This window comes from Gilliamella sp. B2828 (genome assembly GCF_026537125.1).
Classification (GTDB): domain Bacteria; phylum Pseudomonadota; class Gammaproteobacteria; order Enterobacterales; family Orbaceae; genus Gilliamella.
Genome location: NZ_JAFNMU010000001.1, coordinates 111,341 through 127,852 on the forward strand (window position 1 = coordinate 111,341; position 16,512 = coordinate 127,852).

At 36.7% G+C, this 16,512-nt stretch carries 12 protein-coding genes; 2 read left to right on the forward strand and 10 right to left on the reverse strand.

What is annotated here, in order from left to right; translation table 11 throughout:
• Positions 1 to 169: 169 nt before the first annotated feature.
• From J3U19_RS00470 to J3U19_RS00480, 3 genes are read right to left on the reverse strand one after another with little or no spacing between them, the layout of a single operon-like run.
• Positions 170 to 2,002, reverse strand: coding sequence for a lipase family alpha/beta hydrolase (locus tag J3U19_RS00470; RefSeq protein WP_267345163.1), 1,833 nt, complete (start codon positions 2,000 to 2,002; stop codon positions 170 to 172).
• Between the two features lie 19 nt (positions 2,003 to 2,021).
• A complete protein-coding gene (locus J3U19_RS00475) occupies positions 2,022 to 3,146 on the reverse strand; it encodes a hypothetical protein (protein WP_267345164.1) in 1,125 nt (374 codons plus the stop codon).
• Positions 3,147 to 3,204: 58 nt separating this feature from the next.
• On the reverse strand, positions 3,205 to 5,736 hold the full coding sequence (locus J3U19_RS00480; protein ID WP_267345165.1) for a type VI secretion system Vgr family protein: 2,532 nt from the start codon (positions 5,734 to 5,736) through the stop codon (positions 3,205 to 3,207).
• A 495-nt stretch (positions 5,737 to 6,231) separates the two neighbouring features.
• On the opposite strand from J3U19_RS00480, the gene J3U19_RS00485 reads away from it, so the two are divergent.
• Both J3U19_RS00485 and folA read left to right on the forward strand, forming a co-directional pair.
• Entirely contained in the window at positions 6,232 to 7,296 is a 1,065-nt protein-coding gene (locus J3U19_RS00485; protein WP_267345167.1) for an MJ1255/VC2487 family glycosyltransferase, read from the forward strand.
• A 5-nt stretch (positions 7,297 to 7,301) separates the two neighbouring features.
• Positions 7,302 to 7,802: a type 3 dihydrofolate reductase gene (gene folA / locus J3U19_RS00490; RefSeq protein WP_416380315.1), complete on the forward strand. Its 501-nt coding sequence runs from the start codon at positions 7,302 to 7,304 to the stop codon at positions 7,800 to 7,802.
• Between the two features lie 46 nt (positions 7,803 to 7,848).
• Here the strand turns inward: folA and relA are convergent, their stop codons facing one another.
• The 7 genes from relA to galE form a co-directional block, all read right to left on the reverse strand.
• On the reverse strand, positions 7,849 to 10,107 hold the full coding sequence (gene relA, locus J3U19_RS00495) for a GTP diphosphokinase (RefSeq protein ID WP_267345168.1): 2,259 nt from the start codon (positions 10,105 to 10,107) through the stop codon (positions 7,849 to 7,851).
• Positions 10,108 to 10,117: 10 nt separating this feature from the next.
• Complete coding sequence (rlmD, locus tag J3U19_RS00500; RefSeq protein ID WP_267339593.1) at positions 10,118 to 11,446, reverse strand: 23S rRNA (uracil(1939)-C(5))-methyltransferase RlmD; 1,329 nt, start codon at positions 11,444 to 11,446, stop codon at positions 10,118 to 10,120.
• Between the two features lie 17 nt (positions 11,447 to 11,463).
• Positions 11,464 to 11,952, reverse strand: a complete 489-nt coding sequence (gene coaD, locus J3U19_RS00505; protein ID WP_267339592.1) for a pantetheine-phosphate adenylyltransferase — start codon at positions 11,950 to 11,952, stop codon at positions 11,464 to 11,466.
• Positions 11,953 to 12,235: 283 nt separating this feature from the next.
• Positions 12,236 to 13,234 (reverse strand): galactose-1-epimerase, encoded by a 999-nt coding sequence (gene galM / locus J3U19_RS00510; protein WP_267345169.1) that lies wholly within the window; start codon positions 13,232 to 13,234, stop codon positions 12,236 to 12,238.
• Positions 13,225 to 14,382 carry a galactokinase gene (gene galK, locus J3U19_RS00515; protein ID WP_267345171.1) on the reverse strand — a complete coding sequence of 386 codons (1,158 nt, stop codon included), beginning with the start codon at positions 14,380 to 14,382 and terminating at the stop codon, positions 13,225 to 13,227. Before galK ends, galM begins: the two co-directional genes overlap by 10 nt.
• Positions 14,383 to 15,432, reverse strand: a complete 1,050-nt coding sequence (galT, locus tag J3U19_RS00520) for a galactose-1-phosphate uridylyltransferase (protein WP_267339589.1) — start codon at positions 15,430 to 15,432, stop codon at positions 14,383 to 14,385.
• A gap of 53 nt (positions 15,433 to 15,485) precedes the next feature.
• Complete coding sequence (gene galE, locus J3U19_RS00525) at positions 15,486 to 16,502, reverse strand: UDP-glucose 4-epimerase GalE (protein WP_267339588.1); 1,017 nt, start codon at positions 16,500 to 16,502, stop codon at positions 15,486 to 15,488.
• Positions 16,503 to 16,512: the final 10 nt, after the last annotated feature.

Consider the following 16,512-nt stretch of genomic DNA (forward strand, 5'->3'; position numbering starts at 1 on the left):
GGGCAGATCAAATAAGTAAACCCCCATGCATCGGGTAGCGGTATTGTTTAGCAGTTCATCGACTTGTTGCTGTTGTTGGGTTGTGAGAGTAACCATACGTATATCCTTAGTTAAGTAGCGGTAAGTAACAAATAAAATAATGAGTAGAGCGATAATTAAGAGGTAATGCTCATGCGTTAGGGGCGGTCTTTTTTTCATTTTGTTTATTTACCTCAAGTAAAATATTGACAACCGCACGCAAGGTGAATTCTTGCGTGATTGAATTTTTGTATGCTGGTTCATGCTCTATGGGCAAATGCATGCGTACTTTAATGTTTTCGATGGGGATTTCCCCGGAACGTTGAGGTACCGTGCCATCGCCATTACTCACCGCGGGTTTGAGGGTATAGCGCTCAGCAATGTTACCTTTATAATCTTGATACTTTACATGTGTGCGTCCGGCTTTTCGTTGAACTTCAATCCAATAGTTATTTTCAGTGGTTACGGTTCGGGTTTCTGACATTTCACTTAAATCTAAACGATTTTCGGCACCTATATGATTTTTAAACGGTTTTTTAGCTTCAGACTTATAACCTTGAATATACTCTCCTTGCCAATGCGCAGTATCATAGGTTAAGTATTTTTCTTGTATGTTTTTACCATGATCAATCCCATAAAACACATACGTATTTTTAAAGTACTTCTTGTTTATAGCTTCATGAAATGGTTTTACCAAATCCTTTATAATTGATTCATATTCTTCCCAGTCACTTTGCATTTGTGTTAAATCATGATTGGTGTTAAACGGATTAATCAAGTGAGGTTCACACACGCACCACCAATCTTTTTTATTTAAGTAGATCTCTTTATATGGGTCGGTTTTAGGGTAATAGTCTGATTTAATTTCCGGATTAGTAATGGTGAGCCAACCCATACCATAATCGGCACTGGGTAATAATTGTAATGGCCCCGGCGCTTGGCCTAAAACAGCGGTCATTTCGGCTGCATCTTTCCCCAATACATTTGCTATAGCCCAGTTAGCTTCGTTACCTCGTTTCATTCGGGTATAAGCTGCTACCGCACCGGTGGCCGGTTGCACACCATTAATGACGCCATAGACTTTTTCACGACCACCGAGGACTTCGGTGTAATAGCGGGCAACCAATCCGCCCATGGAGTGGGTAATTAAAATCACTTTGTCGCAAATTCTACCCTGTTTTTTATAAAAAGCAGGAATGGTTTTTTCCACTAAAGTTTTTAAGCGTTTAGCACTTTCTTCATTGGATTCTAGCCAATTATAACCCATGGCATAAAGGGGCAAATCATAGTTTTTACAAATGTCGATTTGTGTTTGGGTAAAGGTTAGTGTAATTTTGTCCTCTTCTTCATTTTTATCTTTATCTAGTTCAAATGAAGGGGACTTGGTTAAACTGCGTAATTTATCAGAAAGTTGACCATTAGCTTGAAATAAAGAAGATTGAAATTTTTCTAGAAACTTACCATAACTTATATAACCTACCGTACCCCAACCCCGTTCACGTCGGGTCCCAAACAGTTTGTTTTCAGGGTGATTTTTAATGGCTTTATTTATTTGTACTTGTGTGGGTTCATTACTGGGGTTAATGCCTTGATCTTCAGCCATACCATAGGCTTGAATCAGATTAATCTGATTAGTTGCCGCATCGATCACTTTTCCACGATTATCAACTTGGGTTTTTTGGGGATGTAATTTTTTTCTTCTGGCTTTGGCGTTTCCAAATCGCCATAAAATCCATTTTGCTAAACTGGTTATATTATCTAAACGCCAAATCGCTTCAGTATCGTCATCTTTACCATTATTTTCATTGTCATCTTCATATCTGTTTTTTTGAGCTTTAACCTTTAAATTACTGCCCATTACCCCAGGCAGAAAAATAATCGGGATGACTTGACGCTCTTTTTTAAGCGTTATGTGTTCAATCCTGTTATCAGAACGCGGTACGGTATTGAATTCAAATTGTTGATGATTGTTATTTTCAGTCATGTGCTCTTTATCCTTATTATCATGACACCAATTTTTGATGGGTGATTAATTGCAAATAGACAGTACCTTGGTATTCAATGAGGGTTAATTGATCGCGTAAATGCGTTCTTACACGTTCACTTGCTAATGTTAAAGTAAAATATTGAGTTAATTTGCTTGGTTTAGCAAAGGTCATATCAATATCGTGCAGTAGTTGTTGGTTATCTTCACCCATTGCTAATTGATTTGTGGCAAGGGCTAACTGTATTCGATGATTTTTATTTAATCCTGATAGCCAAATATCGTTAATGTTTTCAGGTGAAAACTGAGTATAAGTAAATAGCTGTTGCAAATCAGCCGATAAATCATGCTCTGAAATCATTAAACGCCCTAACCACGATTGAGCCGTTTGTATTTGGCTGTCAATCAATGATGTTCCTCCAATGAGTAGTGCACTAATGAATTTACTGTGATTGCGGTAGTTGGTATCACTGTATTGACACGTTAAGATGAGTGATAATTCGATATCATCAATATGTTGATATAATTCTGAAATCCAAATGTTATAGTCCATAATAGGTTCTGCACGCAAATCCCAACGATTAAAAATGGCGTTTAGCAGATCTTCATCTTCCATTAGTGCGTTAGGTATATAGATATGGCTTAAATATTTACGATAATGAGGGCATTGCTGTTCCAGATTTTGCTTTACTTCATCCAGAAACCAAAAAGATTTAGTTGAGGCAGTCGCATTAAATAGTGGTCGTGCTTTTAGTGGGTAGAGTGGTATTTTGGTTAGTTCACCTGTTAATGCCTGCACTCCATTGGGTTCGGCACAAATAACGTGACTTGCAAAAATGGGAAGCTGTGTTTTGCTCCAATTTTGCCAAAGTTTGGTTGATTCTAGGTTTTGTTTGGTGATTTCGTTGTTATAAACATCATCCGAATATAGGTTGGATACCTTAATTGCTAATGCTATAAACCATAGAATCATTGGTAATATGAATGCAAAAAAACAAAATAACAGGGAATCATCGCCGTCATAGATAAATAAGGTCACTATGAAACTAATCAGTACAAGCAATAAAAAGCTTAATCCCCATAATAAATAGGAGATTTTTTTGATAGGTTCGTGCTCTAATGGCCTAGGAATATTCCATCCCATAAATCAGCTCCCTTTTGTTAATAATTTTTTACAATAATTATTGGTAATCATTGACCTGTTAAATTTTGTTTTCAGGTTCTATTACCACGGTAATTGGTTCTATAAATTGGCCAAACTGTTCGGGTAGTTTGCCGTTTTCGTCAGTTATCGTATTGATCTCACTGTTGTCTGCACGAATAATTCTTACTTTTCGGTTTTTGACTGGAGTGCCATCATGTTGCCAAAGCAGTCGGGATTTAAAAGAATAATTACTTGTTTTTTGTTCATTCGACATTTGACTTAAACTATCTGGACCAGTTTTTTGCCATGTCGCTGCCCGACAAATGACATTATCTGGTGCAGCTATGTCAATTGAACCATCAGCAAGACGAATGTAAGCACCACCACAAGTTAAAATAAGTTCTTTTTTAGCCGAAATAATTGTTCGCCCTTGTTGACTTACCATTGTCAGGTCTTTTTGTGCAGTGAGTGACATTTCATCACTCTGCGCCTGAATATCCACTTTGCCATGAGAGGCCAGCAATTTAATCCCCAATTTTTGTGAAAATAAACTGATGATTTCGCCTGCTGCCACGGTAAATTTTCTTAATACATTAATATCGGTGTGTTGATGACTGGCGAACATAATATTTTTACCTGCCGCTAATTGAATGTTGTCTGGTGTGACTTGGGCAATTCCTTTAGGTGATGATAATAAAATGGACGCCTGTTTTAATTCTGCCAGCGATTGAGTGAACAGTTTTTTTTGACTTTCTAAGTCGGCTAATTCAGCTTCAGCTTGTTTGGCGGCACTTTGTAATGCCGAGACCATATTAACGGTTTTTTCAAGTTGTTCTTTGGCTTCTTGCATATTAAGTTGTATATTCTGCGCTTTAGATTGTTCGTCAGCAGTGATAAATACGCCTTTACCTGCACGTATCGCTCCCCATTCATCAGTACGTAATTCAAAACCTTCACCACGCTGATTTTTTTCCCCATCAACCAGATGACCTAAGTTAAGTTGAGTTTTGCCATATTCGGTAGAGAGTTTGATATGTTCTTGCCCACGTTTATCATCCATTCTTAGTTTATTGTTAGCTGGGGTACGAATCACATTTCGATGCTTATTGGCCGTCGCGATGTGATCGGGATGCATACTATCGTGCATAGCATGAGCAATATAGGGTCTATCAGGATTACCATTCGTAAAGGCTATGGCTACTGCGGTTGAATCAATTAATGGAAAGTGAAAACCATAAGTTTCACCGGCATAAGGTTTAGCAAGCCGGACCCATAAGCTTTCGTAACCGTTTTTCCAATTTTTTAAATCAAAATTGAATTTGACTCGATAGCGTCCTTGAATATCAATGTAGGCGTATGTATCGTTATCAGGACTGGTTACTTTGGCTGGTAACGTACCACTAACTTGTGGCCATGGTAAGGGCGTAGGGCGATAAGGTTTAAGCTCATCATAGGCAATGGCAGTAAAATGGGTTTGATAAGGATAAGTTCTGTCTCCATAATTTTGTGTCGAGAGAATAATAATACCATTATGGATATCATTAATTGGACATTGAGGTATGATAATATGTTGACCGGGAGCAAGATTGTAGTCATTGCATTTGCCAGAAATAATAAGTTTGCCACTGATATACTGCTGATGGCGAATTTGTGCATACCATTGACCACTTTCAATGGTGCGTTCGTCTCCCCGCAATTTGTAATGCTCTTCATAATGATAGTCATCACCACGGGTGGTGATATCTTTAGGTTGGGTATTGATTTGAGTATTAAGATCACTGTCAGCTGAGCGATAGTTATAGTCGTTAACAATGACATTTTGGGGCTTGGTGTGGCTGGTGAATTGTAAATCCCAGACACTGTTTTGATGATCATCATGCATTCCACTTGGTGTTTTGAGTGAAATGGTGCCACCGTCTGCAAATCCTTGTTGATCATCACTTATTACCATCACATCACAATAATGCTCAGGATGCGTTTCAAAACGGAACCAGATCCCAACATCTGCAAGCAATCGTTGTATAAAAGTGAGATCACTTTCTTGCCATTGAGTAATAAACTCCCTTTCGGGATAAGTTTCTTTAAGTTCAAATCGGTAGTCAATACCAATAAAATGATGGTTACGCAGGACTTCTTCTACCACAGCAACAACACTTTGATTTTGATAAATTGCGCAGTGATAGCTATTTGCCAGCAATGCTAAGCGTGGTTCAAGTGTCACCTGATAGCGAGCTTCATCTTTATTAATAGATAACAGGCTGAATTGAGTAATAATGCCATGAAGCGTTTTTGGTTTTTGATTTAGATTATAAGAAGTAAGATGTGTTAAGGTATTGGTTAAATTGTGAGTCTGTAAAGTTAAAGAAGCATGTTGGCTAAGTACTGAATCAATCTCAATATGCTTATTTGGGCATGTGAAGATAATGTTGTAATGCCAAGGTATATTTAACGCTTCATTGCCCTTAATGGATTCAATAGAAGGTAAGGTTAACTCGTTATTTAAACCTTCAATGTTGAGCGAATAGTTATTAAGTGACGAGTTATTTATGAACGATGAAATATTGTTAACGATTGACTCCATAGAATTCATAATGCATTCCTTTAATTTAGATCGTTATGGTTTGTTGATTAATTTAAACCAAATAATTCATAATAATGACAATCAATATACGCGAAATAACATACGATGTTTTTTTGAATAATGCAATCTTTATTTCATTACTGAAATAAATAAGATTCTGTAATAATTATTTTATTTATTGTATTGTTTTATATCGATGTTTTAATTTATTATTGAAAGTTAACGACAGAAGGAAAACGTGATTTAAAAATTTTTTGCTGTTTGTAAGATTGAATTACCATGAGTGAATTTGGATAAAATTCACTCATAACATTAAACGTTAAATGTTCAACAATGTTTTGATTGATAGATAAATTGTTTAACTTCATTTTATGGTTTGCAATCAAAGTTGATGTGAATCAATGTTTGTTATCAATATCGAGTTTATTTGCTTAAAATAATGGAGCTAATAATTGAGTGTTCTGGTATTATATTTGCTAATAACAACTATCGAATAATATTGATATGAAAATTCTCTTTGGTGTTCAAGGAACAGGAAATGGCCATGTCAGTCGTTGTAGAACATTAGCCAAAGCTCTTAAAATAGCTGGTGCTGATGTTGACTATATCTTCAGTGGCCGTAATCCTAAAGACTATTTTGATATGCAAGCTTTTGGTAATTATAAAACCTATCGTGGTGTGTCATTTGCGACACTAAATGGCAAAATCAATTTTCGTAAAACCGTTCAGCGAATTCGAGCCTTTCGCCTGGTTAAAGATGTTCGTGAACTCGATTTGTCAAAATATGATTGTATTATTAGCGATTTTGAGCCAGTTAGTGCTTGGGCTGCACATTATCAGCATCGGGACTGTTTAGGTATCAGTAATCAGGCTGTATGCCAATATCTTAAGCCTAAAGAATATGGGATGATAGCGAATGTAATTATGAAGTATTATGCGCCTGTCACTAAACCCATTGGCCTACATTGGTTTCATTTTGGGCATAAATTGATTCCACCAATGATTGACTCCTTTAACGTTGCACCAACTGAAGATGGAAATATTATTGTTTATTTGCCTTTTGAAGCATTAGACGAAATTACGTTAATGTTGAAACAGTTTCCGGATCATCAATTTATCTGTTTTCATCCGGATATAAAGCAACTGTCACAACAAAGCAATATTATTTTTCAACCACTTGGTCGTGATAATTTTACCGCTGCTTTAGTCAGTTGTTCCGGTATTATTACTAATACTGGTTTTGCCCTAATTTCAGAAGCGTTAGTATTAGGTAAAAAGATTTTGACTAAGCCTGTATCAGGACAATTTGAGCAAATCTATAATGCACGTTGTTTGCATACGTTAGATATGGCAACTGTTATGGAGAGTTTAAATTGTATCAAACTTAAATATTGGTTGAGCTTACCTTCTCCTAAACCAACAATCTATCCTGATGTAGCAACCGAATTAGCAAATTGGATAGTTTCCGGACAGACAGAGCCTTTACTTTCTTTAAGCCGAAGGTTGTGGAGTGAAACCATTTTTCCAGAAAATGTAAATCAACGAATTAAATCTTTAGGATACGTGTAATTAGTATGATTTTAAGTGTTATCGTTGCTATGGCACATCATCGTGTTATTGGCCAAAATAATCAAATGCCTTGGCATTTACCCGCTGATTTGGCATGGTTCAAAAAAAATACACTCCATAAACCTGTGATTATGGGGAGAAAAACATTTGAATCGATTGGTAGACCGCTTCCCAATCGTCATAATATTATTGTTTCACGGCAAGCTGTCAGTGACCTTAATGCCAACCCAAATATAAGTTGGGTGCAATCGATCGAGGCAGCTTTATCACTCGTGCAAGCACAGCACGTAGAAGAAGCTTTTGTCATTGGTGGTGGAAATATTTATCAGCAGGTTTTACCTTTAATTAATCGGCTGTATTTAACGCACATCGATGCCGATCTTCAAGGAGATACCTATTTTCCCGATTATTTACCTGAGCAGTGGCAGGTGATTTATCAACAAGATCATCAAGCCGATGAGCAAAATAGCTATCCATATCAATTTGAAATTTTAGAACGTAAATAACCTTTTGTGCATAATCGCCACTTAAATGTGGCGATCTTATGCTAAATTAGCCTTGAAAACGTTTGGCTTCAATCACATCGGGTAGTTGTTTTATTTTATTAAGAATGCGATTTAATGAATCTTGATCAAAGATTTTCATGTCTACCTCAATGGTTGCTAATTGTTGCTTTATATCTGAACGGCTTATAAGTCCAAGTACCTGTATTTTTTCGTTAGCTAATATTGTTGTGATATCCCTTAATAAACCGCTGCGATCGTTAGCAACGATTTGCATTACCATGGTATAGCCTGAGTGCGTATTGTTACTCCAAACAGCGTTAGTGATGCGTTCAGGAGCGTGATTTTTTAGATCCAGTAACTGTTCACAATCAGCACGATGGATTGAAATACCCCGTCCTTGAGTGACAAATCCAGCGATAGGATCACCGGGGATAGGACGACAGCAATTAGCAATGGTGTACATTAAATTTCCTACACCTTCTATAATAATTTCACTGCCTTTTTTATTGCCTGATTTGTTGTTATTTTTAGTTTGTGTATTTAATTTTTGAGCAATTTGCTTTAATACGGCTTCGTCTTCCTCTTCTGCCGTTGGTTTATTAAATTGAGCATTAATAAAATTAACTAACTGATTAATTCTAATATCACCACTGCCAATACCGGCAAGAACTTCGTCAAATGAGTGAGCATTGTATTTACTGATTAGTACTTTTTCGACACTTTTTAAAGTAATGTTTAATGGCTCTAGCTCATTGTATAAGATTTGTTCACCCGAGGCGATGTTTTTTTCACGATCTTGTTTTTTAAACCAGGCCTGAATTTTAGCTCTGGCACGACTACTGTTCACAAATCCGGTATTTGGATTTAACCAATCGCGACTTGGATTGGGTTGTTTTTGGGTAATGACTTCAACTTGATCGCCCATTTTTAAATTATAGGTAAAAGGGACAATGCGTCCGCCTACTTTTGCACCAATACAGCGGTGTCCTACATCACTGTGGATGTGATAGGCGAAATCAAGTGGAGTCGAACCGGCTGGTAAATCAACCACATCCCCTTTAGGCGTAAAAACATAGACTCGATCATCAAAAATTTGGCTGCGTACGGCTTCTTGAATTTCACCACTTTCAGACATTTCTTGTTGCCAAGTTAGCAGTTTACGTAACCAAGAAATTCGCTGATCATAAGCAGTCATTTTATCGGTACTGCCTTCTTTATACTTCCAATGCGCAGCAATACCTAGTTCTGCGTCATTGTGCATTTGTTCAGTACGGATTTGAATTTCGATCGTTTTATCTTGCGGTCCATAAACGACCGTATGAATGGATTGATAACCGTTCGGTTTTGGATTGGCAACATAGTCATCAAATTCTTTAGCAATATGTTTGTAATGACTATGAACAATACCTAAAGCGTTGTAACAATCTTCGATACGATCACAAATGATTCGAACTGCACGAATATCATAAAGTTCTTCAAATTTCAGATGTTTACGTTCCATTTTGCGCCAGATACTGTATATATGTTTAGGGCGTCCATAAACTTCAGCACGTATGTGATCTTGATTCATTAAATCTTGTAGGTGCTTAACAAATCGATTGATATATAATTCCCGATCTAAGCGCTTTTCTTGCAATTTTTTGGCGATAAGGCGATATTTATCAGGATATAAATAGCGGAAGCAAAAATCTTCCAGTTCCCATTTTAATTGACCAATGCCTAATCGGTTAGCTAGGGGTGCATAGATGTTAAAGCACTCTTTGGCGGCTAAAACTTGTTCTTCTTGCGGGGCAGACATCAAATCGCGTAAATAAGTAATGCGTTCTGCTAATTTAATTACAACACTGCGAAAATCATTTACCATTGCCAGTAACATGCGGCGAATACTATCAATTTGTTCCGTCGTTGCACTGCCGTTACGAATTGCTCGTAAGTGGCGAATTTCTTTCATTCTTACTATGCTGGAAATAATATTTGAAATTTCGCGATCGAAATCTTCGGGAATATCTTCTCGACGAATAATTTTGGTGTCAACGAAAGGAAGTAATAACGCGGCACACAGACTGTTAATGTCCATATTAAGCGTCGATAAAATTTCGACCATTTCAATCGCATTTTGGAAGCAGTGGATCTGTTCAGGTGCACCGGCACTGTTTTCAAAACAAAAGTCCCAAACTTCTTTGAATTTTTTATAAGAGGTTGGATTGACTAATAATAATTCTTGACTGGTCCATCTTTCAATATCAAATTGTGCAAGAGAATAATGCTCTTCACTGTGTTGATGGGCTCCTCTAACTGATACCATAATTACTATCCTACTTTGTTAACAGCAACATTGATTCAATGTGCTTGGTTTGCGGAAACATATCCAAAATAGCAACTTGAGCAATTTTATATCCTTTATCAATAAATTGCTTACAGTCTCTCGCTAGGGTAGCAGGGTTGCACGAAATGTAAACAATCTTTTCTGGTGCTATCTTCACAATTTCTGCTGTAGCATTGTAAGCACCTGCTCTAGCAGGATCTAATAATACTTTTTCAAATTTAGCATGACTCCATGTCGAAAGTTGCTGTTGATCATCTAAATTATTAACTAAAAAATGTGTTTTAGCACAAATTTCTTTGTTGTTTAATAAAGCATTGAATTTGGCTTTTTCAACCAGAGTATGGATGCCTTCAATTCCAGTAACCGATTTACATAATGTTGACATCGGCAATGAAAAATTACCCATTCCACAAAATAGATCTAATACATTATCCGTTGGTTTTAATGTTAACCATTCCAAAGCTTGATTAATCATTTTTTGATTAATTTTGCTATTTACTTGAATAAAATCAAGTGGACTAAAGGTTAACTTTAATTGATTGATTAAATAATAATGTTCTTTGTTCCCCCTAATATGGACTAATTCTGTTCCGTAAAAATAGAGCGTAAGTTGATGATCTTCAGCAAATTGTTTCAGTATTTTGGTATCTTGTGGTGTCATTGGTAATGTGTGTCTTAATACAATCAACACACCACTATCTACGGCGATTAATTCAATGTGACCGAGCGCTTTTTTTTGGGTAATTTTGCGTAGACAATGTTGTAATGGAGCAAGTAATAAATCTAATTGTTCAACCAATATTGGACAATGCTCAATATTGATTATTTGACTTGATTCAGCCTGACGAAATCCAATAAATAATTCACCTTTAACAAGATGAATTGCCAATCTTGCTCGTCGGCGATAATGGTAAGGTTGATCGGCAATTATTTGCGGTGAATTTTTAACAATATTTGCTAAAGACTGTCCACTTTCTTTTTGTAATAAGTTAATCAGTGCCGTATATTTGGCATGTTGTTGTAAATGTGATGAGATGTGTTGAAGTTCGCAACCACCACATTTTTTAAAATATTCACATTGAGGTTTAACCCGTTCGTTACTTTGATTGTAATATTTTATAACCGTCGCTTTCGCGTAATTTTTTTTATCTTCTGTTAATTTAATATCAACGGTTTCATCAGGTAAGGCTGACTTAATAAAAATTGTTTTGCCGTTGTGACTAGCAACACCTTGTCCAAAGGCATCAAGTGACGAAACAGTAACGGTCAATTTTTGGGAGGTAAGCTTTTTTTTGGTTGGTGTGTAAAATTTAACCATAATCGTAAGTTTAAAATCTAAGTTAGTCGTTTTAACAATTCTATTTTGACATGGGTAGGCACTAAATTGGTAATATCACCACCATGATAAGCCACATCTTTGACAATCGTTGATGAAATAAAGCCCATGGCTATTGATGGCATCAAAAATATAGTATCTAAATCTGGTTTTAATGCACGATTCATTTCGGCAAGTTGTCTTTCATATTCAAAATCATGTGTGGTGCGTACCCCACGAACAATCACTGTAGCATTATGTGTTTGGGCAAAATTAGCCATTAAATTATCAAAACCAATAATTTCGACATTAAGAAGATGCTCAACAGCAGTAGATGCTAGATTAACTCGTTCTTCTAAGGTGAAAAGTCTATTTTTATTAGGACTTTCAGCAACCGCAACAACTAAACGAGGAAAAAGTAATGATGCTCGGGTAATGAGATCAATATGCCCATTAGTAATGGGATCAAACGTTCCAGGGAAGATTGCGGTTAAAGTTTTGCTTTTCATTTATTATGTTATCCATTAGCAAAGATGTGAATATCATACCTAATTTTGCTCAAGATTGTTAGTTTAACGTGATAGAAGCAATTGTTTTTATACTCAAACGTAGCGATAACCTGAAACTTTTTTACAAAAAACACAAAGTGTTAGATCTCTTATAAAATTGTGTGATCAGTTTAACAGGATGAGAACATTATTTGTTCATTGCATAATTGTATTCATACAGTGTTATTAAAGAGTAGTGATTGATGATGAGAATGTGAGTTAATCAATAGTTTTTTAATAATTCCTATTTAATATCAAATTGATAACAAATTTGATGATGATAAGTTTGTTGAGGTTCTAAATAACAGCTTGGTTGTGGCCAGTCAGGATGATGAGGGCTATCAGGTAAAAACTGAGCTTCTAAAGCTATTCCTGCAAAATTATTGTATTGACCATTATGCCTGTTAGGCGTATGTTTTAAAAAATTACCGGTATAGATTTGCAGTGCGGGTAGGGTTGTTTTCACATTCATCTTCACTTTTTTATCGGCTGATATTAGTTTAGCGGCAATGGATTGCGATTTATTTAATAAGTAAGCATGATCATAACCGCCAGTGATTTGTCTTATCGGGCTTTCTAGAAATCTTTCGGCGATGAATTTTGGTCTGCGTAAATCCATGTCATATTGGTTAACACTCACTAAATCACTGTTTGGTATGCCGCTATGATCAACCGGTAAATAAAAGTCAGCATTAACTTGTAAGGTGTGATTTAGGATATCTTTGCTCGTTTCTCCGTCTAAATTAAAGTAAGCATGATTGGTTAGATTTACAGGGGTAGTTTTGGTGGTAATCGCATTAAAAGAGAGAATAACTTGATTGTCATCGGTGAGTTTATAGGTAACTTCAACTTTTAGCTCTCCAGGGAATCCTTGATCTCCATCAGGCGATATCAAGGTAAATATAACTTGCTTGTCAGATTGAGATTGGATGTGCCATAGTTGTTTATCAAACCCGAATTTACCGCCATGCAATTGGTTTGTTCCTTGATTGGCACTAAGTGAGTAGTTTATTCCGTTAATTTCAATGGTTGCGTTTGCAATTCGGTTAGCATATCGACCAATGGTAGCCCCAAGATAGGCCTTTTGTTGTGCATATTGTTCCAAATTTTTACAACCAAGTAGTACTTCACGATTTTGTCCGGCAACGGGTAATTGACAAGAGAGCCAAGTTGCTCCCCAGTTTGAAAGTTTAATTGTCATTCCCTGTCTGTTTGAAAGTGTTATAATCTGTTTTATGAGCATAAAGCGTGTGCCCCTTTACTTGGTATGCAGACATAAAAATCTTCTTTGATTCCAAATTTTTTAGCATAATTATTTTTAACGACGGCTCTGATATCGTCAACTTTATTTTTTGGTACGAGTGCAACTACACATCCCCCAAAACCTCCACCTGTCATACGTACGCCACCTTGTTCACCTAGGTTGTTGTGTATGATTTCAACAAGATAATCAATGGCTGGCACAGTGATTTCAAAATCATCACGCATAGAGTTATGGCTTTGTGCCATAAGATTTGATAGTAGTTTATAGTCGCTATTTGCCAGTGCTACAGCTGCTTTTAAGGTACGATCGTTTTCGGTAATTATGTGACGAGCGCGTTTAAAAACAATAGGATCCAGTTTATTTTTAATTTGCTTTAATTCATCTAAAGTTACATCTCGTAACGCTTTGACACCAAAGGCTTTAGCGGCTGTTTCGCATTGTTGACGACGACTGTTGTATTCGCTGTCCACTAAACCACGTTTGATATTTGAGTTGATAATTACGACTGCAAAATCTTTAGGTATTGAAACTGGCATTGCCTCTAATGATCGGCAATCAATCAGTAAGGCATGCTGTGCTTGCCCTAGTGCGGAGATAAGCTGATCCATTATTCCACAATTACAACCAACAAATTGGTTTTCTGCTTCCTGACCAATCAACGCTAATTTAGTGCCATCTAATGGCAAATTATATAAAACCTGAAACATTTTAGCTATGGCAACTTCAAGTGATGCTGATGAACTAAGTCCTGCACCTTGTGGCACATCACCACTAATGGCTAGATCAACCCCTTGTATATTATGAGTATATTTTTTTAAATGTTTGATTACGCCACGTACATAGTTAGCCCATTGGTATTTTGGATGTTTTTCAATTGAGGAATCTAATGAAAATTCGTCTTGCTCATTATTGTAGTCAACTGCAATGACCCGAATCAAATTATCTGAACGTTTATGACAGCTGATTACTGTTTGATAATTAATAGCGCAAGGGAGTACAAATCCGTCATTATAATCGGTATGTTCACCAATTAAATTTACGCGACCTGGCGCTTGTATTGTCGTATCGGGTTTATAGCCAAATTTAGCTTCAAATGCTTGCGAAGTTTTATTGATTAATTCTTTCATTTATTTATCCTTTATCTCTTTATAATGCACATCACTAACATTACGCAGTCTTTCAGCTGCCTGTTCCGGCGTTAAATCTCGTTGTACTTCGGCTAACATTTCGTAACCGACCATAAATTTTTTGATTGTTGCTGAACGTAACAACGGTGGATAAAAGTGAGCATGAACTTGCCAATAATCAGTTGTATTTTGCATAAATGGTGCGCCATGCCAACCCATTGAATAAGGAAAAGAGCAACGAAATAAATTATCGTAGCGGCTGGTTAATTTTTTCAGTGCTATTGCTAAATCACTTTGTTGATTGCTTGTTAGTGAGGTTAATTGTGGAATATGCATTTTGGGTAATAATAATGTTTCAAATGGCCAAGTTGCCCAAAAAGGGACCACGGCCAACCAATGTTTGGTTTCAACGACAATTCGCTCACGCTTTATTTGTTCTTTTTCTACATAATCAACTAACAGATTTCGGTGATATTTTTCATAGTAATTGCGCATATTGAGATCTTCACGCGCAATTTGGTTGGGTAAAAAGCTGTTTGCCCAAATTTGTCCATGTGGGTGTGGGTTAGAACACCCCATGATTGAGCCCTTATTTTCAAATATTTGTACCCAAGGATATTTTTTACTTAATTCTTGTTGTTGACCTATCCACGTTTTGATCATGCTTTCAATGGTAGATAAATCGAGTTCAGGCAAAGTTTTACTGTGATCAGGTGAAAAACAGATAACGCGACTTGTGCCTCTGGCACTTTGCATTTGAAATAGCGGATCATTATTATCTGGCGAAATTGGCGTATCTTCCATCAATGCAGCAAAATCATTGGTAAAGACGAAAGTCCCCTTATAGTTGGGATTGATATCACCGGTTATTCGCTTGTTTCCTGCACACAAAAAACAAGTTGGATCGTGACTCGGTTTTTGTTCTTCGCTTAACTCTTCTTGTTGTCCTTGCCAAGGACGTTTTGCTCTATGTGGTGAAACAAGTATCCACTGATTAGTTAATGGATTATAACGACGATGAGGATGATCTACTGGGTTAAAAATATCCATATTTGCCTCTTTAATTTGATTCGATTTTGTTGTTATTATTGTCGAGCTTCAATTCAATCAGGATAGCCTTGTGGATTATTAGATTGCCAATTCCATGAATCTTTTACCATATCATCAAGGGTGAGTTTGGTTTTCCAACCTAATATTTGTTCGGCTTTGTTAGCATCAGCCCAGAAAGCCGGCAAATCACCAGCACGGCGAGGTGCAAAATGCCAGTTAAGTGGTTTTCCTGACGCTTTTTCAAAAGCTTTAATTACTTGCAAAACACTGTAACCAACACCTGAACCCAAATTATAAATATGGATTCCAATTCTATTTTGATCAGCTTTAAGTGCAGCAATGTGTCCATCAGCTAAGTCCACAACGTGAATAAAATCGCGAACACAAGTGCCATCTTCGGTTGGATAATCATTACCAAACACAGCCAGAGATTCACGTTTACCCACTGCAACTTGAGTAATATATGGCATAAGATTATTTGGAATACCAAGAGGATCTTCACCCATTAAACCACTAGGATGAGCACCAACTGGATTGAAATAACGTAGCAGTGTTAATGACCAATCAGGCTCAGCATTGGCTAAATCCATCATGCATTGTTCAACCATAAGTTTACTTTTACCGTATGGGCTAGTAGGTAATCCTTGCGGTAACGTTTCAACGTAAGGAACGGGTGCTAATTCACCGTATACCGTAGCTGAAGAACTGAATACCAATTGCTTAACCCCTGCATCACGCATCGCTTTCATTAACACAATGCTGCCATACACATTATTTTCATAGTATTCCAGCGGTTTGTATACAGACTCACCAACAGCTTTTAAACCAGCAAAGTGAATAACGGCTTTGATGTTGTGCTCTTTAAAAATGGTTGCTAATAATTTTGCATCACACACATCCCCTTGATAGAAGATAATAGGTTTCCCTGTGATAGTTTGTATTCTTTGTAATACTGAGGCTTTACTATTGAATAAATTATCAATAATAATAGGTGTATAGCCTGATTGAATGAGTTGAACACAAGTATGGCTACCGATATATCCACAACCGCCAGTGACTAATATTTTCATCTAAATACCT

Coding starts and splice junctions, on each gene's coding strand:
- folA (WP_416380315.1), top strand. CDS start 7,302: ATGATTTTAAGTGTTATCGTTGCTATGGCACATCATCGTGTTATTGGC.
- J3U19_RS00480 (WP_267345165.1), bottom strand. CDS start 5,736: ATGAATTCTATGGAGTCAATCGTTAACAATATTTCATCGTTCATAAAT.
- rlmD (WP_267339593.1), bottom strand. CDS start 11,446: ATGGTTAAATTTTACACACCAACCAAAAAAAAGCTTACCTCCCAAAAA.
- J3U19_RS00485 (WP_267345167.1), top strand. CDS start 6,232: ATGAAAATTCTCTTTGGTGTTCAAGGAACAGGAAATGGCCATGTCAGT.
- galE (WP_267339588.1), bottom strand. CDS start 16,502: ATGAAAATATTAGTCACTGGCGGTTGTGGATATATCGGTAGCCATACT.
- galK (WP_267345171.1), bottom strand. CDS start 14,382: ATGAAAGAATTAATCAATAAAACTTCGCAAGCATTTGAAGCTAAATTT.
- J3U19_RS00470 (WP_267345163.1), bottom strand. CDS start 2,002: ATGACTGAAAATAACAATCATCAACAATTTGAATTCAATACCGTACCG.
- galT (WP_267339589.1), bottom strand. CDS start 15,432: ATGGATATTTTTAACCCAGTAGATCATCCTCATCGTCGTTATAATCCA.
- J3U19_RS00475 (WP_267345164.1), bottom strand. CDS start 3,146: ATGGGATGGAATATTCCTAGGCCATTAGAGCACGAACCTATCAAAAAA.
- galM (WP_267345169.1), bottom strand. CDS start 13,234: ATGCTCATAAAACAGATTATAACACTTTCAAACAGACAGGGAATGACA.
- relA (WP_267345168.1), bottom strand. CDS start 10,107: ATGGTATCAGTTAGAGGAGCCCATCAACACAGTGAAGAGCATTATTCT.
- coaD (WP_267339592.1), bottom strand. CDS start 11,952: ATGAAAAGCAAAACTTTAACCGCAATCTTCCCTGGAACGTTTGATCCC.